Origin of the sequence: Pediococcus parvulus (assembly GCF_007990205.1) — a bacterium.
Lineage (GTDB): Bacteria > Bacillota > Bacilli > Lactobacillales > Lactobacillaceae > Pediococcus > Pediococcus parvulus.
Genome location: NZ_BJWE01000004.1, coordinates 1 through 21,558, shown reverse-complemented (window position 1 = coordinate 21,558; position 21,558 = coordinate 1). Strand labels below are relative to the sequence as shown.

Below are 21,558 nucleotides of genomic sequence, written 5' to 3'. Positions count from 1 at the left end.
AAAAGGTGGTTGGACCGTGCGTTAGTCTGGCGACTACTCAGTATTTAGGAAGCTTATTAGTAAAACCCACTAATAAGCTTGTATCTTTCGGACGATGACCATTCTTGTGGCTTCAAATCAAGCCGCAAGAACTGGCTGCAAAAAATCTGTTTTACTTACATTTTAGTAATAATATTCTGGAAATATAAAGAGACCATACCCAAAATATAGTTTTTGCCTGGTCTTTTTTTCGTGACCGTATTTTGGTGATACACTGAATAAGAAGAGAAAAGAATTGAGATGAAGATATGCAGTGGCAAGGTTCCTTAGATAATAAAAAAAGTTCACCAGATGATACAAGGTTGGTGTCAATTCTAAAGGGTTGTTTGACTGGTGCTTTGGCCGGTTTAGTGGTGAGCGTGTTTCGCTTGGCGATTGTACAAAGCTTAAAATTAGTGACGATTGTTTATGATCAAATTTCCCACAATTGGACTATATTGCCAATTTGGCTACTGGTCGTGTTGGGTTTGGCTGTTGTAGTGGGATATTTAGGAAAACAGTTTCCAGAAATAAAAGGATCGGGGATCCCCCAAGTTGAAGGCCAATTGTCTGGAAATTTGGAGTATCCCTGGTGGTCAATCCTGTGGCGTAAATTTATCGGTGGTATTCTGGCAATTGGGTCTGGCTTATTTCTTGGTCGTGAAGGACCCTCAATTCAGTTAGGAGCAACCATTGGTCAGGGATACGCTGAATTGACACATGAATCAGAAGTTAATCGACGCGTATTTATTGCAAGTGGAGCGGCAGCAGGTCTGTCTGCGGCATTTAATGCACCCATTGCGAGCACGTTGTTTGTTCTAGAGGAAGTTTATCATAATTTTTCACCGTTAATTTGGACAACTGCTCTAGCAAGTGCAATCGCTTCTAACTTTGTTTCAACCGTATTTTTTGGTTTAACTCCAGTTTTACATATTGTTTATACCAAAACATTGCCGCTGACAATGTATCCTCATTTGTTGTTTCTTGGGATTTTTTTGGGAGTAATGGGATTCGTCTACCAGCGTGTTTTATTGAAGATGGGGGATTGGTACGAATATCTTATTAAATTACCAAAATGGTTGTTTGGCATGGTGCCCTTTATTTTAGTGATTCCAATTGGTTTATTGGTTCCAAATTTATTAGGCGGGGGCAATAGTATTATTTTGAATATTGCTGGGCATACACCGGGACTTCTAATTTTGCTTAGCATTTTTATTTTACGCTTTGTTTTCTCCATGATTTCTTATGGATCTGGTTTGCCTGGAGGAATTTTCTTGCCTATCCTGTCTTTAGGAGCAATTCTGGGGGCAATTTATGGTCAAACCATGATTTGGTTAGGTATTTTTCCAGCGAGTTATCTCACAAACTTTATTATTATTGCAATGGCTGGTTATTTTGCCGGAATTGGTAAGGCGCCATTTACGGCCATCCTATTGATAACTGAAATGGTTGGTACCCTTCATCATTTGATGCCACTGGCTGTCGTTTCGATCACGGCATATGTAGTGGTTGATTTATTAGGTGGTGCACCAATTTATGAATCTTTGCTGCACAAGATTGTAAAACCGAGTGTTCCTAATGCTACGGGGAAACTGGATCGGGTAGAATTTCCAGTTTTTGCAGGGTCATACATGGTAGGCCATCAAGTCCGTGATTTTCAGTGGCCTCAAAATAGTTTGTTGATTGCGATTCGACGTGGAGAACGGGAAGTTATTCCTCATGGTGATACCTTGCTGATTGCGGGCGATACTTTGGTTGTTACCACGAATCATCGTAATCGCGGCAATCTTTTACATTTATTACACCAGCTTCCGATGCAAACGAAGTAGTGGTTTGTTAGAGAAAGTTAGTGGTAGGACTGGAAAAAAAAGGTAAACTATGATAAATTATAGAGGATATACTACAAGTTTAGGTAGGAGGTTGCTACTTGTATAATTTATTAATGACAATATTATTGGTTGTTTCCGTTTTGATTATCTTTGCGGTAATGATGCAACCAGCAAAAACGGATAATGCGTTATCATCTCTTACAGGTGGTGCGGACGATCTTTTTGCTCAGTCAAAACCACGTGGATTCGAAGCATTTATGCAAAAAGTAACGTTAGTATTGGGGATTATTTTCTTTGCGGTTGCGATCGCAATGGTTTACGTTTCATCACACTAACGGTTAAGCCTCCTGTGTTTCGCAGGAGGCTTTTAATTAAGGTTTAAAACAATATAAAATTTGAGGTAGAGTATGGAAACAAATAAACTACAAGCTTCAGTTAGTAGCTTTTTAAATCAACATCCAAAAGAAAGTTTTACTGCCGAAGAAATTTTTCAACAATTAAATTTGGAAGGTGCCAGCGTTTTTAATATTTTAGTAAAAGAGTTGGCAGTAATGGAACGTGCAAATCGGGTTCACATTACGGAGAAAGGTAAATTTACTTTGCCTATTCAGTCTAATCAACAATTGGTGCATGGTGTTTTTCATGCCAACGATCGTGGCTTTGGTTTCGTAGCTGTTGATCCGGAAGTTCCTGATGTTTATATCAGCGAGGATCATACGGCGTTTGCGTTAAATCAAGACGAAGTTGATGTTCGAATTATCCGAGCAGCTAAACCAGGGGATGACAAGGGCCCAGAAGGTGTTGTTACCAAGGTTACAGACAGACACTTTACGCAGGCGGTTGGCGTTTTTAAATCGGTTCCTGATCCTGAAAATGGTGTTATTGGGGAAATTGAGTTAAAGGACAAGAAGCTTTCTTCTTATCATTTTGATGTGCTTGCTTCTGGGATCAAACCTCAGGATGGGGCTGTGATTACGGCAGAAGTAACCCAGTATCCCAATTTAAAACATCCTAAATTAATGGCGGGTTTAGCAATTGAGACCATTGGTTTTAAGGATGATCCTGGTGTTGATATTCTCCAGGTAATCTACCAACACGAGGTTCCTTATGAATTTCCAGATGATGTTAAAGAAGAGATTAAATCAATTCCTGACACAGTTACAGATGCCGAAAAGATTGGTCGTAAGGACTTAACTTCGGAAACAGTTGTGACTATTGATGGTGACGACTCGAAAGATTTTGATGATGCAGTTGGTGTGTACAAGATGGCCAATGGGCATTACCATTTGAGCGTTAACATTGCTGATGTGAGCCATTACGTTAAAGAAGGTTCACCACTAGACCATGAAGCTTATCGCCGGAGTACCAGTGTGTACTTGACTGACCGGGTGGTACCAATGCTGCCTAGAAAGTTGTCAAACGGTATCTGTTCCTTGAATCCAAATGTGGAACGTTTGGCGATGACCTGTGAAATGGAAATGGATGAAGAAGGCAAGGTTGTCAGTCACAAGATTTATCCAAGTGTTATTAAGTCTGATGCCAGAATGACTTATTCGGATGTTAACAAAATCCTTGAGGCACATGATGAAAAAACAAGGGCAAAGTATGCCGATTTGGTTCCAATGTTTGAAACAATGGGCGAATTGCACAAGCTCTTATTGAAGCGGCGTAAACGTCGTGGAGCCATTGAATTTGACGATAATGAAGCAGAAATTATCGTTGATGAAACAGGTCATCCAATTGATATTAAAGTGCGGGTTCGTGGCACTTCAGAGCGGATGATCGAATCTTTTATGTTGGCTGCCAACGAAACAGTTGCGCAACACTACTCTGAATTAAAGGTACCATTCTTATATCGTGTCCATGAAACACCAGATAGTGAGAGAATGTTGAGTTTCTTCGAATTCTTAACAAACTTTGGTTATTCAGTAAAAGGCAGTTCTAAAAACATTAAACCAAAGATGTTACAAAGTGTCTTAAAACAAGTTTCGGGTAGTAAAGAAGAAACAATGATTTCAGTCATGATGTTGCGGAGTATGAAACAAGCCAAATATTCTGAAGATTCACTGGGTCATTTTGGATTAGCTGCTCAGTATTACACGCATTTCACCTCACCAATCCGTCGTTATCCAGATATGTTTGTTCACCGACTCATTCGGCACTATGCTGAAGATGGCGTTGGTGAAGAATCTAAGGCGCAGTATGTGGATCGGATTCCTGAAATTGCAGAACATACTTCAAAATTAGAACGTCGCGGTATTGACACAGAACGTGATGTTGACGGCATGAAGAAAGCTGAATATATGGGCGACCATGTGGGTGAAGAATTCAAAGCGGTTGTGAGTTCAGTTATGAAGTTCGGTCTGTTTGTGGAATTGGATAATACAGTTGAAGGCCTAGTTCATATTAGTCAAATGAAAGATGACTATTACGAGTATGTAGAAAACCAACTTGCATTGGTTGGCCGAAACACACATCGAACTTATCAGATTGGTCAAGAAATTGAAGTCAAACTGATTCGAGTAGACAAGGATCAAAGTGAAGTTGATTTTGCATTGTTGCATCCTGAAAAAACGCCAACGAGTGAAATTCAGTTACCACCACGTCAATTTAGGAATAGTGGGAATTTTAAATCTGGTAATCGACAGGGCAATCATAATAAGAACTTTCATAAAAAATCATCAAGCACTTACAAAAATAATTCTGCCAAGAAATTTAATGAAAATAATTCACACAAGGCTACGTCAACTTCAAAAACTTACAATCGTAAAAAGTAGGAGTGATGTAAATGGCAAAGGCTAAAAAGAAGAAGCAAGATTCAGCCTTAGCACAAAACAAAAAGGCGCGTCATGACTATCTTATTTCTCAGACTTATGAGGCGGGAATGGTCCTGACGGGAACCGAAATCAAATCGGTTCGCGCTAGTCGGATTAACCTGAAAGATGGTTATGTCCAAATTCGAAATGGTGAAGCAATCCTGATGAATATTCACATTAGTGAGTATACAGAAGGTAATCAGTTTAATCATGATCCGTTACGTAATCGCAAGTTACTTTTACACAAGAAACAAATCACTGAGTTAGCTGAACAAACTCAAAATAAGGGAATCACAATAGTTCCTTTAAAAGTTTATATCAAACATGGGTTTGCCAAAGTTTTAATCGGGGTAGCTAAAGGTAAACATGAATACGATAAGCGAGAAACATTGAAACGACGCGACCAAGAACGTGAAATTGCCAAAGCTGTGAAACGATACCGTTAAAAAGGACTAGGAAAAGTATTTTCCCAGCCCTTTTTTGGTATCCATTATTTTTGTGTTTCTTTTTTTCTTTGTGCTCTTGCAATTGATGGCATAATCAAGCCTAATGCCAAAAGAATTCCTGGAGTGACAATGTTCATAACTAATTCTTGCCAGTAGGTGAATGAACTTGGTGACACGTCCTGAGGTAAAATTCCAAACGTTGCGGCGACAAACGTAATGATGAAGCACCATAAGGCCACGAGATAGGCGGTACGATCGTTTTTGATAAACACGTATTCAGAGTGAAATTTTTGCGAATTCTTTCTGACTTGCATGAAAGCAAAGAAGATCCAACAAGTCACATAGGGTGAAACAATTCCGTTCAGATTTAGCAACCAATTGAAGATTTCATTCATGTCCGGTAAGAAGACGCCCATAAGTAGAATTCCACCAGATAATCCAGAAGTCAAAAGGTAACCATTAATAGGTCGGCCATTTTGATTAAGTTTCAATAGTTGTTTTGGCATGAAGCGTTTGCCGGTATCTAAGATTAGCATCCGGGTCATTGCGTCTAGCAATAAGGCTAGAAGAGCAAACATGTAAAGTAGTTGGGCAATTGAGAACAAAAACATCATGGAGTGCCCTAAGCCAATGTGGCGCCCAACAAAATCAAACGCATAGTAACTTCCGTTCATCTTTAAATCTGCTGGCAAATGGTGATCGTTGAAGAAAACGCCTAGTGAAAAAGAACCAAAGATGGTTAGGAAACCGGCCATCACAGTCAGCATAATAATTGACTTTGGAAAGTCTCGTTTTGGATGGCGCATGCGGGTAACATAGGGTGCAACCAGCTCTGAACCGCTTGTGGCGTATATTAACAAACCTAATGTTGAAAAAAAGTGCAAATCAATTTTCGGTGTAAAAGTCGATACATGTAATGGCGCGGAAGCAATGTGTTCGCCGTGGGTCAGATTAACCACCGTTAAAACGACAAAAAGAACTGTCATAATAAACATTGCGCCACCGCCTAAAGCATTTAAAACCTGTAACGAGTTTTTGATGTGATTCTGAAGAAAAATAAAAATGATAAAAACTAAAAAGGTGAGCAAAGCAAACATCGCATTAGACATATGTTGTTCCATTGCGTTACTGCCATTGATTAACCAGCCAAAAGCGACAACCACTGAATTGGCGGTATCGACCACGTACGGAATTGAGGCCGCCCAATAAGTCCATGCCGTGAGATAACCTAGAGTGTCACCGCTAGTTTCACGTACCCAAGAGCTAAGGCCACCACCAGATTTACTAAAGGTTGAACCTAATTGACCAACCATCAGTCCGTACGGGATCACATATAAAGCAAATAAAAAGACCCATGTTGTGATGACACCAAGACCCTGGTTTTTAAAGTTATAAATAATATCATCAAAGCCGATCACATTGACGAAAGCCATAAGTCCTAAGACTGGCCAACTAATATATTTTGTATTTTTCATATTCCAAATTCCATTCTCAAAAATCATTTAATTTTAGCATAGTTTAAATCCAAAACGCTATAAAAAAATGAGACAAAAATAAATTTTTTTGCCTCAATCTTCTAAAGGGTGATTCAGATTTAATTTTTGAAGATTAAACTTGCTTTTTTAGATGATAGTAATGGTGACCAGCAACCACTTGGACGCGTTCATTTTTAAAGCCAACCCGTTGATAAAGTTTTGCGGCCTCAGGATTTTCAAAATCTACCAGTAAACCAATTTTGTGCGTGTGGACTTGTTTGCCAATCGTCGGTAAATAATTGAGCAATTGGGTGCCAATACCTTTGCCACGGTGCGTTTCAGCAACACACAAGGAGTTCAGGTACCATTCGTCTTTATCTGCCTCAGCATCTGAAAAGATGACGACTGTTTTTGGAATTTGTAATTCTTCATAGTAACGATTAAAAACGTCAAATAGTTGCTGTTCATGTTTGCCTACGTAGCCAAACATGACACCAAGAACCTCATCATGATCTTTCGCAACAATTAAGTTGGCCAGCTCACCTTGGTATTCCGGGGAAGCAAATGTCTTTTCAAAAAGCTGGCTTAGTTTTGAATTCGATAATTCGTGAAGAGCAGGCAATTCCATTTCTTCTAGGATGACTTTAATCAAGTCAACAATTTGTGGAACATCTTTTGTTTGTGCCGCTTGGATTTGCAAGTTTTTTCCTCCGTTTATTCAGTAAGTTTATTTTTATTCTTTTTATGTTCATGAATGTTATTAAAACTGGTTTCACCATTAGATAACTGCCATCCAGGGATGGATGCTGTCTTTTTGACACCACTTTTGGAATCTTTTTTAGTCCAATGATCAAGAACTGCGGCTAAACAAATACAAACAGGCTCTGTGGCCTGCGAAGTGATAAGTAGCTCATTGTAACCAGCACCATATAAAATGACAGGAGTAACGGTCATAATGCGTTTGTGGACACTGTAGACATGATGTGAACCCGTTCGCAAACTACCTGTGATGAACCATTTTAGTTTATTGATATACAAGAATTCGTGAAAAAGGCCAAAAGTTTTAGAGATCGAACCGATTTTATTACCGTTAAAAAAGATATCAAACTTAGGGAAAATTCCCACTGAGGTCTGTTTGATTTCCGCTAAGAGGTCACCTTGAATATCGTAGACAGACAGGGCATCATGGCGAATTCCCCATTTTCCAACCAGCAGATAGCAGGAATTATTGTGATCGTCACGAACAACGGTAGCGCCCTTATTGGTTGCATCTTGGTTCCTTACATAAAGCTTACGCATAAGTATACCCCCATAATAAGGCCGTTATTGGCGGTTGCTTTTGAGTTGTTCCAAAATGGCTTTACCAACCCCGTTTTCGTTATTTGAAACGGTTAAATGATTCGCAAGTTTTTTGATTTCCGGGATTGCGTTGCCCATTGCATAACTGGTATCGGCAATTCTTAGCATTGACGCATCATTTAAATTATCACCAATTGCCATTACCTGAGACATAGGAATGTTTAATTCGTCAGCATAATGTTGCAAGGCAATTCCTTTTTGAGCACGGATATTATTGATTTCAATATTAGTTCGAGAAGATGAAGTAATTGCAACTTCCACTTTTTTATTAATTTTATCTGAAACTGGCTTTAATTTTTTCGGACCTTCATTTGCAAATGCGATAATTTTAAGAATTCGAACGTTGTGATCATCAATTAGTTCCTGATAATCATCCACGTATGAAATATCCATCAATTCAACCCGAGCAGAAGCCAATGAGACGGCCAATTTAAAAGGCGTGTCAGGATTTAGATTATTTAAAAGTTGAGCCAAGTTTTGAATGTGCATGGTACGACTATTAGAAACCACTCCGTCGGCTGTTACAACTTCATAATATAAATTAGCCAAATTTAGTTCACGCATAATTTGAGTAACTGTAGCTCGGTGAAGGGGAACCATATCTAAAGCCTTACCATCAACATCATAAACTGCGGCTCCATTTAAGGTAATCATAGGAACTTGAATACCAAACTTTTCGATTAAAGGTTTGGCCTCAGAAAGCTGGCGACCAGTGGCGACGATAAAGTGAACGCCCTCACTTTGTGCTTGTTTGATTGCTGCAGCATTTTCTTCTGAAACTTCCATTTTTTCGTTGAGCAATGTGCCATCCATGTCAGAAGCAATTATTGAAATCATATTTTCACGTCCTTGTTAGGTTTTATATCTTCAGTTTAACATGAACCCTTGTTTTTTTTTAGTCATAACTCATTGGATTTAATGTTATTAAATCAATTATGGCTATGCTAGAATATGGAGGTGAGGTGTAAAAATGAAAACGTTTATTCATAATGATTGGCAAGAGGTCTTAGGACCTGAATTTGAAAAGGCTTATTATAAAGATTTGCATGATTTTTTAAAAACAGAATATCGCACACAGCTCATTCATCCTGATATGTTTCATATTTTTGAAGCATTTGAATGGACACCTTTTAATCAGGTTAAGGTTGTTATCTTAGGGCAAGATCCCTATCATGAACCTCATCAAGCACATGGCTTGAGTTTTTCAGTTTTACCTGGTGTGCGAATTCCACCTTCCTTACAAAACATTTATAAAGAATTACAAGATGATTTGGGCATTAAGCCAGTTTCACATGGTTATTTGGAGAAATGGGCCAAACAAGGTGTGTTAATGCTGAATACGGTATTAACAGTCCGCAATGGGCAGGCATTTTCACATAAAGGTAAAGGCTGGGAGCAACTAACGGATGTTGCGATTCAAAAGCTTTCGGAACGTGAAATGCCAGTTGTATTTATCTTGTGGGGAAAGGCGGCTCAAGCAAAAATTTCCTTAATTGATACGAAAAGAAACATTATTATTAAATCTGCCCATCCAAGTCCATTTTCTGCTTACCACGGTTTTTTTGGTTCTCATCCTTTTTCAAAAACGAACGCGGCTTTAAAAGCTTTAGGTGAAGAGCCAATTGACTGGCAGTTACCAGAGCATGTGGAACTTTCAGAGGACGCAAAACATAATTATCAGCAAACGAGGTAGCTCATGTTTAAGATCAAAACAAATGATGCAGAACAGACTGAAAAAATTGGTGCTCAACTTGCCCCCATTCTTGAACCCAACGATGTGCTTTTACTGGATGGCGATTTAGGTGCGGGTAAAACGACTTTTACAAAGGGATTAGCAAAAGGACTCGGAATTAAGCGCTATGTAAAAAGTCCCACATTTACGATTATTCATGAATATCACGAAGGACGGATGCCACTTTATCATATGGATGTTTATCGCCTTGAAGATGGTGGTGGCGATGACCTTGGTTGGGATGAATATTTCTTTGGTGGCGGTGTTTCTGTGATTGAATGGTCTCAATATATTCGTGATTATTTACCAGATGATTACTTAAAACTAAAAATTGCTCGTAATGACGACGATGATGATCAACGAATTTTAACTTTTGAGCCTCAAGGCCAGCATTATGAAGAATTGGTAGCTCAACTGAAAGAGGTTCTTGAATGAGTGAAGAAGTGACCATTGTTGAAGCCACCCGAGAAGATGCAGATGAAGTATTGAAACTATTGAAACAACTAGATCAAGAAACGGAAACATTTACGGTTGAAGATGATTTAAACAAATTGACAGCAGCGACTGAAGAAAAGCAACTTGAACTGATTCAACAGAGTCGTGAAAACTTGATTCTGTTGGCAAAATATCAGGGACATGCAATTGGGTTAGCTTCAGTAATGAAGGACGAAACTACTGAATTAGGAGAAGTAGGCGTTGCCGTATTGAAGTCATTTTGGAATCAAGGGTTGGGAACCGCGCTAGTTGAAGAAACCATTACTTGGGGTGAGTCGTTTAGCTGGTTACTAGGATTAATGTTAACAGTTCAGGAACGTAATCAGGGAGCTTATCACATTTATCGAAAACTAGGTTTCAAAGACATTCAGCGTAACAAAATAGGATTCCATGATAAAAATGGAATCCCCTATGCAACAGTAGATATGCAGCTTTTATTTAGTTAATCATCCGCACAAACGGTTTTAACTGTTCTGCACCAAAATTATTTGCTTCATATAACAAAATATTGGCGCAGGCTAGACTATCGTCTAACGCATTGTGATGATGATTGAGCTCGATGCCCAAGTGGGTGCAAACTGTGTCTAATTTATGGTTCTCAAATTCCGGGAAAAATTTACGACTAGAGCGCACCGTATCCAAATTTAGGTAGTGAGTACGCTGAAGTTCATAATGTTCAAGACAACTTTTTAAAACACCGTTATCAAATGGCGCGTTATGAGCCACAATCAGTTGATTGGTCTGAAAAAAGGGATTAATAACCTGCCAAATTTCTGGAAAACTCGGTGCATCAACGACATCTTCTTCATGAATCCCATGAATTTGAACGTTTCGCCAATTAAACTCAGTATCTGGTTTAATAAGGGAATAAAATTCATCGGCAACCTGGTTATTGCGCACAATTGTTAGTGCTAAGGAACAGGCACTATACCGTTTGGGAGAGGCTGTTTCAAAATCCATGGCAACAAAATTCATAACAAAAAGTCCTTTCGAAAATGATTAATTTAGAAGTAGTTAGAAAAACTGGTCATGAATAATAATTAGAACCAAGTATTTCTAGTGGTTTTATTATAATCTGAAGCAATCTATAAAGATAGTATTAACTCTGTGTGAGTTTATTAAAGGTATGATAGGGGATCGCAATATGAAAAAAATTGGAGTACTTGGTCTAGGTAATATTGCTCAAAAGGCTTATTTGCCGGTCATCACGTCGCTACAGGATACTTATGAATGGCATTTTTGCACTCGCAACGCAGATAAAAGACAAAAATTGATGCGGCAGTATGGGATAACTCATGGTGAAGGAAATGTGGAAGAATTAATTGCTCAAAAACCAGCTGCAGTATTTGTTCATACGCCAACAGCTACCCATTATCAAATTATCAAAGCTTTGTTAGAGAACAATATTAACGTGTACGTGGACAAACCAGTTTCAGAAAACTTTGAAGAGGTTGAGGAACTATATCGACTGGCAAAAGAGCGTCAACTGATTTTAACCTGTGGGTTTAATCGTCGGTTTGTGCCAATGAATCAGAAATTAAAGGAATTGTCTAATAAGCAGGTGATTCGTGGTACAAAAATTCGTGAAAATGGCGCACAAGAAACAAAGTTTGCAATTTATGATTTGCTAATTCATGTGGTTGATACGGTTAATTTTCTGTTAGATGAACCAATTGAAAGCCAAGAAACTACTCTATTTACCGAAAATAGTAATTTACATCAAGCCATTGTGTCACTAAAAACCAAACATAGCTTAGCAACTGCCGAGATTAATTTAATCGGTGGCGTAAACGAGGAAACAACCTCACTTGAAACTAAGGGAGGGCTAGCCACAGTCGATAATTGTCAGAACTATACGTTGAAAACGCCGCAAGGACAACAAAAAATAGCCTCTCCAGATTGGCAACCAACTTTGGTCACAAGAGGTTTCGATCCATTGATTCGTCAATTCTTGGCCGTAATAGATGGTCAGCAAGCCAATCCGGTATCGCCGGAATCTGCAATCGAGAGTCATCGTATTTGTCGGGATGCTGTTCGTCAATTTGAAGTGTTAAAATAGAATTTAATCGTAAATTGAAAGGACTCGTATGATTTTGCAAACGATAATTGAAACATTTCCAGACATTCAAATATTAGAACGTGAGCCACTGTCAAAGTATACAAATACTAAAACGGGTGGACCAGCCGATTACTTAGCTTTCCCCAAAACTGTAGAGCAGGCAAGTCAATTATTAGACTGGGCCAATCAACAGGAAATGCCATTGACAGTTGTGGGAAATGCAAGTAATTTAATTGTCCGAGATGGCGGAATTCGTGGTTTGACGGTCATCCTTACAAAAATGAAAGAAATTCAGGTGACTGGAAACCAGGTCGTTGCTGAAGCCGGGGCTGCGCTGATTCAGACCACTGAAGTTGCCTACCAAGCTTGTCTAACAGGAATAGAGTTTGCTGCAGGAATTCCAGGTAGCGTCGGTGGCGCTGTTTTCATGAACGCTGGGGCTTATGGTGGCGAAATTAGTGAAGTCGTTAGTGAGGCTAAAATTTTGACACGTCAAGGTCAAATCCGAACGCTCACTAATCATGAATTGGATTTTGGTTATCGTCACAGTAGTATTCAAGACTATGATGATATTGTGTTATCGGCAACGTTTAATTTGAAATCTGGGGATGCAGAAAAGATTAGGTCACGGATGGATGAATTAAATCGATTGAGAGCCTCTAAACAGCCACTGGAGTATCCTTCCTGTGGGAGTGTGTTTAAACGACCAACAGGCTATTTTACCGGTAAATTGATTCATGAATCTGGCCTTCAAGGTTTTCAGATTGGTGGTGCACAAGTTTCCCAGAAACATGCAGGATTTATTATTAATGTGGGTGGGGCAACTGCCACGGACTATCTCAATGTTATTCATCATGTTCAAAATACCGTTTTTGAAAAGTTTGGGGTTCATTTACAAACAGAAGTACGCATTATCGGTGAAAAATAAAGTCATGAAAATTAAGTGGCAGAGATTATCTTATTTTTGATGTTTCAGAAATAATATTCGGGAAACACAACGAAACCGCAACAAAAGCGTAATTTTTGTTGCGGTTTTTTTGCTTTTTATTGCCAAATCTCATATTTTCCACTCTTTTAATTTGTGTTTCGAATTACGCGGAGAACCACATAGATGATACTTTGAAGTAAGGTCATTAAAAATACGAAAGCCAACATTTGTAATGACCACATGTTAAAGATTGGTTTTAAAACCCATTCAGGACTAATCAAGAGGTAGATGGTATGTAAACGTAAAAAACGGCCAATGAAAATGCCAATGGAAGACAGAGTTGTAAAGACGCCTACAATTCCCATTTCGACGATCCGATGATGAATGTGGTAACGTTTGACAATTGATCTGGTGACCTGAGTCATGCTCCACATGCCAAGCATGACGCTGGGGATGACAGCTAGTAACATATAAATATAATAAATCCACATTGAAATTGATAAACGAATTAAGCCTGTATCAGCGTAAGGATGCAACAAACTGAGATGGAAAAGATCCGTTAATAGGTAAGGCGCATTTGGATAAAATAGTAACCACAATAAAATAACTAACCAAAAAACGAGTGAATTTTTTGGTCGATTTGAACCAATGTGAAAGGCAAATTCAATTGGTATATACGCTAAAAAAGTGTTGAGTAGCAAAAAATGATATGGTGGATGTACAAAAAAAGCAATGTATAGTAAACCCAAGCCATAACAAAGTCGAATTATCCATTTTGTCTTTGTAGTCATAGTGTTTTCCTCGCTAGGTTTATTGTAGCAGATGGAAAGAATATTTTGCTATAAAATGACCGGATTCTGAAGTTTTTCTTAAGGGTCTCTGTGCTATAATTATTTTTGTATTGGTTTGGAGGAAAAAACAAATGAATTTTGCTTGGGATCGACTGATTACTTTACATAACTTTATGAACCTAATCGATATCCTCGTGGTTTGGTTTGTGATTTATGAATTAATCATGTTGTTGAGGGGAACAAAAGCCGTTCAACTTTTTCGAGGGATAATTGTCATTATCTTGATCAAAGTGGTGAGTGTCCTTCTTGGATTAAGCACCGTTTCATGGATTATGGATCAAGTTATCAACTGGGGTGTAATTGCCATGGTTGTCATATTTCAGCCTGAAATTCGGCGTGGACTGGAACACTTGGGCCGTGGGTCTATGTTCGTCAAAAACAAAACTCAAAATGAAGCTGAAAAACATATGATTGCAGGGCTTGATAAGGCCATTCAATATATGTCAAAGCGGCGTATTGGGGCACTAATCACCATCCAAATGGATACGGGGTTAGAGGATTATATTGAAACTGGGATTGCGCTAGACGCCGATATTACTGGTGAACTACTAATCAATATATTTATTCCTAATACCCCACTTCATGATGGGGCAGTGATTATTAAGGATAATAAGATAGCTGTTGCGGCTGCCTATCTTCCCTTATCACAAAGTACGATGATTCCTAAAGAACTGGGCACACGACATCGAGCGGCAGTTGGTATTAGTGAAGTTACGGATGCCGTTACGGTTGTGGTTTCTGAAGAAACTGGTGAAATTTCTATTACAAAAGATAATGAATTATTGCGTAATATGACACAAGAAGATTATCTGCGTTACTTCCGCGATCAGTTTCTCAGTGATGAGGTACCAGAAAATCACAATGTTATTCAAGACTTCTTGGAGGGCATTACTTCCTTCTTCAAAGGGGGTCCGAAAAAATGAAAAAATTTTGGACAGAACGTTGGGTTTACCGATTTTTGGCGTTAGTATTAGCAGTTCTTCTCTTTTTTTACGTGAAATCAGATCGAATGAATTCAGGCAACGTTTCTACTAGTGGCGGTTCCAGTGACACAGCGCTGATGGCAAATAAATCAAAAACATTAACGGTTCCCCTTGAATTGGACGTAAACAGTAGTAAGTACTTGGTTAGCGGGTATCCCTCAAAAGTAAAAATTAAAATTACTGGGCCAAGTGCATTGGTCACAACCACTACTAACACACAGAATTTTAAGGCATATGTCTCTCTTCGAAAACTGGGGCTTGGTGAGCATAAGGTTCGGATTAAAGAAGAAGGTTTGAACAAAGAACTTTCATACAGTTTTGAACCTGAAACGATTAAGGTGACAATCGCCAATCGACGAACGAAGACATTTGCAATTCAGCCAGAAATTAATCAAGACGCGATTGCAAAAGGGTATGAAAGCAAAGCTGCCATTTTACGTTCCCAGACAGTTTCGGCAACAGGTTCGGTTTCAGAAATCAATCGAATTACACAAGTTGTGGCTAAGGTTAATTTACCCAACAACACAAAACAGGATGTGACAAGTCAAGTGTTGTTACAGGCACTGGATAATTCTGGCGATACAGTAAATGTTATCCTAAGTCCACAAACAGTTAGTGTGACCGTGCCTGTCGAAAAATCGACGAGTTCATCAAGCAGTGGATCAGATGAAGAGTCGTCTAGTACTGAGGCTGATAATAAACGGACTAAGAGTTCATCAAGTTCGTCCCAAGAAACTAGTTCGGCGAGTTCAACTTCATCAAGTAGTACAAGTTCAAAAAGTAATTAAATTCAAAAGTTAGGAATGAGGAAAATTATGGCATTAAAATATTTTGGAACTGATGGTGTACGAGGAATAGCAAATGAAAGCTTAACGCCTGAAATGGCCTTTCAATTAGGAAGAACGGGAGGCTATGTTTTAACCCAGCACGCTGAAAATAAAAACGAACAACCACGGGTATTGGTTTCCCGTGATACACGAATTTCAGGACAATTACTTGAAACAGCTTTGATTTCCGGTCTCTTATCAGTCGGAATTGAAGTTTTAAATATGGGGGTTGTGACCACTCCTGGGGTGGCTTACTTAGTTCGAAAACAAGAAGCCGATGCGGGTGTTATGATCACAGCTTCACATAATCCTGTACAGGATAATGGAATCAAGTTCTTTGGTGCAGATGGTTACAAACTTTCTGATGAACTAGAGGGTGAAATTGAGGTTCTCTTGGACAAAGAAACCGATGACTTACCACGTCCTTCTGCTGAAGGCTTAGGAACTGAAAATGATTATCCAGAAGGCGCTTTGAAGTATACCCAATTTCTAGAACAAACGATCCCAGATGATTTGGACGGTTTGCACATTTGTGTAGATTCTGCTAATGGTGCCACTAGTGGTTTTGTTTCTCAAATTTTTGCCGATCTTGGTGCAGATTTTGATACCATGGCCACTTCGCCGAATGGCTTGAATATTAATGCCAATGTGGGTTCTACTCATCCGGAGCAATTACAAAAATTTGTTGTCGAAAAAGGCGCTGATTTAGGGGTCGCTTTCGATGGTGATGGTGATCGGTGTATCGCAGTAGATGAATTGGGAAATATCGTTGATGGCGACAAAATCATGTACATTTGTGGAAAATATCTCAGCAAACGTGGTCGTCTCAAGAAAGACACAGTGGTCACAACTGTTATGAGTAATTTAGGCCTATACAAGGCACTTGAAGCAAATGGTCTTCACTCCGTGCAAACACAAGTTGGTGACCGTTATGTGGTTGAAGAAATGTTAAAAAATGGCTATAACGTTGGTGGTGAACAATCTGGTCACGTTGTTTTCCTTGATTTTAATACAACTGGTGACGGGATGCTGACTGCCTTACAGTTAATGAATATCGTTAAACAGACTGGCAAAAAGTTATCTGAGTTAGCAGCTGAAGTTAAAACTTATCCACAGAAATTAGTTAATGTAAAAGTCCAAGACAAAAAGGTCGCTTTGAATGATGAAAAAGTTCAGGCAATCATCAAAACGGTCGAAAAAGAAATGAATGGCGAAGGTCGTGTGTTAGTTCGCCCAAGTGGGACCGAGGACCTATTACGAGTAATGGCCGAAGCTTCTACCAAGGAAGAAGTTTCTGCATATGTTGATCGCATTGTAGATGTCGTGCGTGAAGAAGTTGGTGCTTAGAATTAAAAAATGAGTAGTTATTGTTATCGAGAAGTTTAAAAACGATAACAGTAACTATTTTTTTGTCCCAATACTAAAATAGACCAATCTAGAGAACTAAATAAACCAAATATGATTAAAACGGTTGACAATCCTTTTAATTAGCGATAAATTTATAGATGTTTCAAGCGTAACAATTTTAATTATCTATATATACCAATTATAACTTATCTGTAAAGGATGTCAGCTATGTGTGGAATTGTCGGTGTAACAGGAAGAACAGATACAGTCGAAATTTTGATTTCTGGATTAGAAAAATTGGAGTACCGAGGCTATGATTCTGCCGGAATTTATGTAAATACTGCAGAAAAACAAGCTCATTTAGTTAAGGCAAGAGGAAAAATTGCAGATTTGAAACTTAAATTAACCCCTGAGATTAAGGGAACTGCTGGAATTGGTCATACAAGATGGGCAACAAACGGAGTGCCAAGTATCGAAAATGCGCATCCACAGTTTTCTGCAGATGATCGTTTTTATTTAGTTCATAATGGTGTGATTGAAAATTATGAGGAATTAAAAGCACAGTATTTAAGTGATGTTGAGTTTGTAAGTCAAACAGATACTGAAGTGGTTGTGCAACTTGTTGATCACTTTGTCGTTCAAGAAAACATGACAACAAAACAGGCGTTTAAAAAAACGTTGAGTTTATTGAAGGGTTCTTCTTACGCTTTCTTATTAATGGACCATGAAGAACCAGATACCCTGTATGTTGCAAAAAACAAAAGTCCCTTGTTAATTGGACTAGGTGATGAATTTAATGTTGTTTGCAGCGATGCACTCGCTATGTTGAATGTCACCAAAGACTTTTTGGAATTACACGATGGGGAAATGGTGGTTGTTACGCCACAGGCAGTTGAAATTACGGATCAAACTGGGAAGCAAGTAAAACGGGACTCTTTCCACGTTGATTTGGATCCAAAGGAAACGGATCGGGGTGCCTATCCTTATTACATGTTGAAAGAAATCGATGAACAGCCTGCAGTTTTACATCGAATTCAAAAAGCATATCTAGAGTCTGGCGACAAACCTGCGATTTCTCCCGATTTATTGGAAGCCATGAAACAAGCTGATCGTTTGTACATCGTGGGCGCAGGAACAAGTTACCACGCTGGCCTGGTTGGCAAACAATTATTTGAAAAGTTGACTGAGATTCCTACCGAGGTGGTTTTGGCCTCTGAGTTTGCTTATGCAGATCCAATGCTTTCCAAACATCCATTTTTCATTTTCTTAACTCAAAGCGGAGAAACAGCAGATAGTAGGCAAGTTTTGGTTCGCGTCAATGAAGAGTGGCACGCACCAAGTTTAACGATTACCAATGTTGAAAACTCAACGTTATACAGAGAAGCCACCTATCAATTGTTGTTGAACGCAGGTCCAGAAATTGCTGTAGCTTCAACGAAAGCATATACTGCTCAAATTGCTGTGGAAGCCGTTGTGGCTAAAGCGCTTGGAATGGCACGTGGTGTTGAGGTTGCGAAGAACTTTGACTTGCAGCGAGAATTGAGTTTGGCTGCAAATGCAATTCAAGCCATTGTAGACGAAAAAGCGAAAATCAAAGAGATTGCCCATGAAGATTTGGCTAAAACCCGCAATGCGTTTTATATTGGTCGTGGTGTGGATTACTTTGTTGCTTTAGAAGCTGCATTGAAGCTCAAAGAAATTTCATATATTCAGGCTGAGGGCTTTGCTTCAGGTGAGTTAAAACACGGCACAATTGCGTTAATTGAAGATCAAACGCCAGTTATCGCGCTTATTACGCAGGGAAAAACGGCTAGTCACACACGAAGTAATATCCAAGAGGTGAAGTCGCGTGGGGCTCAAGTGTTGGCAATTGTTTCCGAAGAATTAGCCAAACCTGATGATAAAATCGTGATCCCAACAATTTCTGAATTACTCATGCCATTAATAAGTGTGATTCCCGCTCAATTGTTAGCATACTATGCCAGCCTAGAGCGCGGATACAATGTTGATCAGCCAAGAAATTTAGCCAAAAGTGTCACAGTAGAATAAAGAAGAATGAAGTGCCTTACCATTTCCATCGTTTGGTAAGACTCTTTTTTTGTGGAAAAGTCTTTCTTTTAAATGTTAAGTTTTAGTTACAATCAATATATGAGCCTTGAAGAAGCTTGATTTGTAGGGATTTAGCAAATGTCGGTAATTTTTGGATGTTTCAATACAATTAAAGGCATTAATTTTTCCGGATTTAAGTTATATACTTATATTTAAGATGACTAAGATACGGGGGAAGCAGTATGCATAAACGATGGATAACATTTGTTTCATTCTTAATATTACTTTCGGCGGTTGCTGTTTTTAGCACACATACAAAAGCGGTTCATGCAGATTCACCACAGGCGTTTATTTCGCGGTTAACACCTGATGTTAAAACAGTTTCCAATAAATATAATTTATATGGATCTTTGATGATGGCTCAAGCAGCCTGTGAAAGTGCTTGGGGACAAAGTCAATTGGCGGTCAAAGGTAATAATTATTTTGGAATTAAAGGTACATATAACGGGAAATCGGTGACGATGCGGACAGCTGAGTACACTTCATCAGGCAAGCTTTACTATACAAACGCAAAGTTCCGAAAATATCCTAATGTAAAGGCATCGTTGAATGATAACGGGAAAGTGCTTCGTTATGGAACGGCGTGGAACAGTTCCTATTACAAAGGAACTTGGAAAGAAAACGCGTCAACGCCTGAAGCTGCAGCTAATTACTTAACTGGTCGTTATGCAACTGCACCTTCCTATGCGAAGTCTTTAATTAGCATTATCAAGGGATACAATTTGCATGCGTTGGTTGATGGAGTCGCAGTTAAATATACGACAAAGAAACTAACTATGCAGGTCAGATTAAAGCCTGGTCATAATTTCTATACACATATTCCCGGTAGTACGTATGCCTATAAACTTAAGCATTATGGAACAACCTATAAAGGAAAAACAATTACAATTAATAACCAAGGTGTTAAGCGTGGAGCTAAAACACCGTACTATCGCTGCTATTATAAGGGAAAATTAATTGGCTGGATTTATTCTACTGCCGTTGTGCAGGTCGCAAGGTATAAGACAGTTAAAAAGACAGCCACAGTGAGTGCGGCACCTTCCAATGATTTTTATAACCATTTGACCTATAGTGTTTACGCGACTAAACGACTTCATTATGGTAAGACGTATAAAAATCGGAATGTGACAATTAATATGCAAGCCCTCCGCGTCGGAACTAGGACACCATATTATCGTTGCTATATTGGTAGTAAGCAAATTGGTTGGATTTATGGTGGTGCTTTAACTAATGTGGTTGATGCTTAACACAATTTATTAAAGAAGTATGAGCAAAAATTAAAAACACTGTAGACTAAAATGAGAAAATGAGGTATATTGTAATTACCATTTATTTATTTCCTCTTCCTGTTTACCCCAAATGAACATAGTTGAGGGACATCTCTACGATGTATACATCAGATGGTGAGGATCAGAATTACATTCTGGTCCTTTTTTATTACCCTTTAAATATTTTAAAAAAATAGTTTGACACCGCTTACATAAAAAGGTATGATTACCTTTGAAAGGTAGTAGTGCATCTCCTCTACCTTTAATCAATTCTCTTTCTCTCTTATGCCAAAAAGGTGTGTTCTGAACGGAAATTCAGAACACTCTTTTTTTCTTTTTGAAAATCACTTGCTTCACAGATTGTTTGTCCTCTATACTTAATGGTGGAGGAATGATACTGATGGGACAACAAACATTTACATTAATTGAAGAAATTACGCGTAATGATGGTTCAAAATATACAGAGATTGCAAACATGATCATGAATGGGCGCGCTGAATTAGCAGCGGAATGTCATTTTATTAAGGAAGTTCGAATTTTGCAATTGAACATTCCACATTCTGCTCATGTTGTGAATTATGAGGATTATATTAACGAACGCTATCAGGTGCCCGAAGAAGATATGGATCATTGGGAAGAATGGAAAAAAGACGATAAGATTATGACGGATTTTAATGCTGTTTTAAAAGAAAATCATATTTCATAAGTTATATTCCGGTCAAAACTGACTATCTGGGCATCAATTATTAAAATTTAGTTGACAAGTCTATGGTTTTCATGATATAAATATAAACATAGTAATTGCTCCGTAGTTCAGTGGTAGAATAATTGACTGTTAATCAAGAGGTCGCTGGTTCGAGCCCAGCCGGAGCAGTATATATGATTTTGAGGTCGTTATACAACGGTAAAACGTTGATATAACGACTTTTTTATTTTCCAGTCTTTTGAATGTCATTGGCATAGTAACATTTTCATTTGAGTTGGTAACTGCTAAACTAAAGTGAGCTAAAATTTTT

General features: G+C 38.6%; 21 protein-coding genes and 1 tRNA gene. 16 read left to right on the top strand and 6 right to left on the bottom strand.

Annotated elements, in window-relative coordinates:
• Positions 1-287: 287 nt before the first annotated feature.
• From PPA04_RS01865 to smpB, 4 genes are all read left to right on the top strand, one after another.
• Positions 288-1,847: a ClC family H(+)/Cl(-) exchange transporter gene (locus PPA04_RS01865; RefSeq protein WP_057784290.1), complete on the top strand. Its 1,560-nt coding sequence runs from the start codon at positions 288-290 to the stop codon at positions 1,845-1,847.
• Between the two features lie 98 nt (positions 1,848-1,945).
• The gene (gene secG, locus PPA04_RS01860) at positions 1,946-2,182 is read left to right on the top strand and encodes a preprotein translocase subunit SecG (RefSeq protein WP_057784293.1); all 237 of its coding nucleotides are present in this window, start codon (positions 1,946-1,948) and stop codon (positions 2,180-2,182) included.
• 72 nt (positions 2,183-2,254) lie between these two features.
• Positions 2,255-4,624, top strand: coding sequence for a ribonuclease R (rnr, locus tag PPA04_RS01855; RefSeq protein WP_057784295.1), 2,370 nt, complete (start codon positions 2,255-2,257; stop codon positions 4,622-4,624).
• 11 nt (positions 4,625-4,635) lie between these two features.
• Positions 4,636-5,109, top strand: coding sequence for an SsrA-binding protein SmpB (gene smpB, locus PPA04_RS01850; RefSeq protein ID WP_057784296.1), 474 nt, complete (start codon positions 4,636-4,638; stop codon positions 5,107-5,109).
• Positions 5,110-5,153: 44 nt separating this feature from the next.
• On the opposite strand, the gene PPA04_RS01845 is transcribed toward smpB, so the two are convergent.
• The 4 genes from PPA04_RS01845 to PPA04_RS01830 all read right to left on the bottom strand — a co-directional run bounded on the left by PPA04_RS01845 (position 5,154) and on the right by PPA04_RS01830 (position 8,780).
• On the bottom strand, positions 5,154-6,584 hold the full coding sequence (locus tag PPA04_RS01845; protein ID WP_057784298.1) for an APC family permease: 1,431 nt from the start codon (positions 6,582-6,584) through the stop codon (positions 5,154-5,156).
• A 133-nt stretch (positions 6,585-6,717) separates the two neighbouring features.
• Positions 6,718-7,284 carry a GNAT family N-acetyltransferase gene (locus PPA04_RS01840; protein ID WP_057784300.1) on the bottom strand — a complete coding sequence of 189 codons (567 nt, stop codon included), beginning with the start codon at positions 7,282-7,284 and terminating at the stop codon, positions 6,718-6,720.
• Positions 7,285-7,298: 14 nt separating this feature from the next.
• A complete protein-coding gene (locus tag PPA04_RS01835; RefSeq protein ID WP_057784303.1) occupies positions 7,299-7,883 on the bottom strand; it encodes an LURP-one-related/scramblase family protein in 585 nt (194 codons plus the stop codon).
• A gap of 24 nt (positions 7,884-7,907) precedes the next feature.
• Positions 7,908-8,780, bottom strand: a complete 873-nt coding sequence (locus PPA04_RS01830) for a Cof-type HAD-IIB family hydrolase (RefSeq protein ID WP_057784305.1) — start codon at positions 8,778-8,780, stop codon at positions 7,908-7,910.
• Positions 8,781-8,913: 133 nt separating this feature from the next.
• Between PPA04_RS01830 and PPA04_RS01825 the strand changes: the two genes are divergently transcribed.
• Genes PPA04_RS01825 through PPA04_RS01815 form a run of 3 tightly spaced genes read left to right on the top strand, consistent with a single transcriptional unit; the run spans position 8,914 to position 10,616 of the window.
• Positions 8,914-9,636: a uracil-DNA glycosylase gene (locus tag PPA04_RS01825; RefSeq protein WP_057784307.1), complete on the top strand. Its 723-nt coding sequence runs from the start codon at positions 8,914-8,916 to the stop codon at positions 9,634-9,636.
• A 3-nt stretch (positions 9,637-9,639) separates the two neighbouring features.
• The gene (gene tsaE / locus PPA04_RS01820) at positions 9,640-10,110 is read left to right on the top strand and encodes a tRNA (adenosine(37)-N6)-threonylcarbamoyltransferase complex ATPase subunit type 1 TsaE (protein ID WP_057784309.1); all 471 of its coding nucleotides are present in this window, start codon (positions 9,640-9,642) and stop codon (positions 10,108-10,110) included.
• Positions 10,107-10,616, top strand: a complete 510-nt coding sequence (locus PPA04_RS01815; protein ID WP_057784311.1) for a GNAT family N-acetyltransferase — start codon at positions 10,107-10,109, stop codon at positions 10,614-10,616. The genes tsaE and PPA04_RS01815 overlap by 4 nt, the downstream gene beginning before the upstream one ends.
• Here PPA04_RS01815 and PPA04_RS01810 read toward each other — a convergent pair.
• Positions 10,609-11,145 carry a 3'-5' exonuclease gene (locus tag PPA04_RS01810; RefSeq protein ID WP_057784313.1) on the bottom strand — a complete coding sequence of 179 codons (537 nt, stop codon included), beginning with the start codon at positions 11,143-11,145 and terminating at the stop codon, positions 10,609-10,611. The genes PPA04_RS01815 and PPA04_RS01810 overlap by 8 nt on opposite strands.
• Before the next feature lie 169 nt (positions 11,146-11,314).
• Here PPA04_RS01810 and PPA04_RS01805 point away from each other — a divergent pair, with 169 nt between their 5' ends.
• Positions 11,315-12,229, top strand: coding sequence for a Gfo/Idh/MocA family protein (locus PPA04_RS01805; RefSeq protein WP_057784315.1), 915 nt, complete (start codon positions 11,315-11,317; stop codon positions 12,227-12,229).
• A gap of 28 nt (positions 12,230-12,257) precedes the next feature.
• Entirely contained in the window at positions 12,258-13,157 is a 900-nt protein-coding gene (murB, locus tag PPA04_RS01800) for a UDP-N-acetylmuramate dehydrogenase (RefSeq protein ID WP_057784317.1), read from the top strand.
• Positions 13,158-13,303: 146 nt separating this feature from the next.
• Here murB and PPA04_RS01795 read toward each other — a convergent pair whose 3' ends face one another.
• On the bottom strand, positions 13,304-13,948 hold the full coding sequence (locus PPA04_RS01795; RefSeq protein WP_057784319.1) for a DUF1361 domain-containing protein: 645 nt from the start codon (positions 13,946-13,948) through the stop codon (positions 13,304-13,306).
• A gap of 131 nt (positions 13,949-14,079) precedes the next feature.
• Here PPA04_RS01795 and cdaA point away from each other — a divergent pair, with 131 nt between their 5' ends.
• The 7 genes from cdaA (at position 14,080) to PPA04_RS01760 (ending at position 21,416) form a co-directional block, all read left to right on the top strand.
• Positions 14,080-14,931, top strand: a complete 852-nt coding sequence (gene cdaA, locus PPA04_RS01790) for a diadenylate cyclase CdaA (protein WP_057784321.1) — start codon at positions 14,080-14,082, stop codon at positions 14,929-14,931.
• Entirely contained in the window at positions 14,928-15,779 is an 852-nt protein-coding gene (locus tag PPA04_RS01785) for a CdaR family protein (protein WP_057784322.1), read from the top strand. The genes cdaA and PPA04_RS01785 overlap by 4 nt, the downstream gene beginning before the upstream one ends.
• 27 nt (positions 15,780-15,806) lie before the next feature.
• Positions 15,807-17,165, top strand: a complete 1,359-nt coding sequence (gene glmM / locus PPA04_RS01780; RefSeq protein WP_057784323.1) for a phosphoglucosamine mutase — start codon at positions 15,807-15,809, stop codon at positions 17,163-17,165.
• 228 nt (positions 17,166-17,393) lie between these two features.
• Positions 17,394-19,214, top strand: a complete 1,821-nt coding sequence (gene glmS / locus PPA04_RS01775; protein ID WP_057784324.1) for a glutamine--fructose-6-phosphate transaminase (isomerizing) — start codon at positions 17,394-17,396, stop codon at positions 19,212-19,214.
• Between the two features lie 242 nt (positions 19,215-19,456).
• Positions 19,457-20,521, top strand: coding sequence for a glucosaminidase domain-containing protein (locus PPA04_RS01770; protein ID WP_057784325.1), 1,065 nt, complete (start codon positions 19,457-19,459; stop codon positions 20,519-20,521).
• 412 nt (positions 20,522-20,933) lie between these two features.
• On the top strand, positions 20,934-21,248 hold the full coding sequence (locus tag PPA04_RS01765; protein WP_147206682.1) for a hypothetical protein: 315 nt from the start codon (positions 20,934-20,936) through the stop codon (positions 21,246-21,248).
• Positions 21,249-21,344: 96 nt separating this feature from the next.
• Positions 21,345-21,416, top strand: a tRNA-Asn gene (locus PPA04_RS01760).
• Positions 21,417-21,558: the final 142 nt, after the last annotated feature.

Excerpts from the sequence above, each read along its gene's own strand:
- PPA04_RS01815 (WP_057784311.1), top strand. The coding sequence starts at position 10,107 with ATGAGTGAAGAAGTGACCATTGTTGAAGCCACCCGAGAAGATGCAGAT.
- tsaE (WP_057784309.1), top strand. The coding sequence starts at position 9,640 with ATGTTTAAGATCAAAACAAATGATGCAGAACAGACTGAAAAAATTGGT.
- PPA04_RS01805 (WP_057784315.1), top strand. The coding sequence starts at position 11,315 with ATGAAAAAAATTGGAGTACTTGGTCTAGGTAATATTGCTCAAAAGGCT.
- PPA04_RS01830 (WP_057784305.1), bottom strand. The coding sequence starts at position 8,780 with ATGATTTCAATAATTGCTTCTGACATGGATGGCACATTGCTCAACGAA.
- glmM (WP_057784323.1), top strand. The coding sequence starts at position 15,807 with ATGGCATTAAAATATTTTGGAACTGATGGTGTACGAGGAATAGCAAAT.
- murB (WP_057784317.1), top strand. The coding sequence starts at position 12,258 with ATGATTTTGCAAACGATAATTGAAACATTTCCAGACATTCAAATATTA.
- PPA04_RS01825 (WP_057784307.1), top strand. The coding sequence starts at position 8,914 with ATGAAAACGTTTATTCATAATGATTGGCAAGAGGTCTTAGGACCTGAA.
- PPA04_RS01845 (WP_057784298.1), bottom strand. The coding sequence starts at position 6,584 with ATGAAAAATACAAAATATATTAGTTGGCCAGTCTTAGGACTTATGGCT.
- PPA04_RS01770 (WP_057784325.1), top strand. The coding sequence starts at position 19,457 with ATGCATAAACGATGGATAACATTTGTTTCATTCTTAATATTACTTTCG.
- PPA04_RS01835 (WP_057784303.1), bottom strand. The coding sequence starts at position 7,883 with ATGCGTAAGCTTTATGTAAGGAACCAAGATGCAACCAATAAGGGCGCT.
- cdaA (WP_057784321.1), top strand. The coding sequence starts at position 14,080 with ATGAATTTTGCTTGGGATCGACTGATTACTTTACATAACTTTATGAAC.
- PPA04_RS01785 (WP_057784322.1), top strand. The coding sequence starts at position 14,928 with ATGAAAAAATTTTGGACAGAACGTTGGGTTTACCGATTTTTGGCGTTA.
- PPA04_RS01795 (WP_057784319.1), bottom strand. The coding sequence starts at position 13,948 with ATGACTACAAAGACAAAATGGATAATTCGACTTTGTTATGGCTTGGGT.
- rnr (WP_057784295.1), top strand. The coding sequence starts at position 2,255 with ATGGAAACAAATAAACTACAAGCTTCAGTTAGTAGCTTTTTAAATCAA.
- PPA04_RS01865 (WP_057784290.1), top strand. The coding sequence starts at position 288 with ATGCAGTGGCAAGGTTCCTTAGATAATAAAAAAAGTTCACCAGATGAT.
- PPA04_RS01765 (WP_147206682.1), top strand. The coding sequence starts at position 20,934 with ATGATACTGATGGGACAACAAACATTTACATTAATTGAAGAAATTACG.
- smpB (WP_057784296.1), top strand. The coding sequence starts at position 4,636 with ATGGCAAAGGCTAAAAAGAAGAAGCAAGATTCAGCCTTAGCACAAAAC.
- PPA04_RS01810 (WP_057784313.1), bottom strand. The coding sequence starts at position 11,145 with ATGAATTTTGTTGCCATGGATTTTGAAACAGCCTCTCCCAAACGGTAT.
- glmS (WP_057784324.1), top strand. The coding sequence starts at position 17,394 with ATGTGTGGAATTGTCGGTGTAACAGGAAGAACAGATACAGTCGAAATT.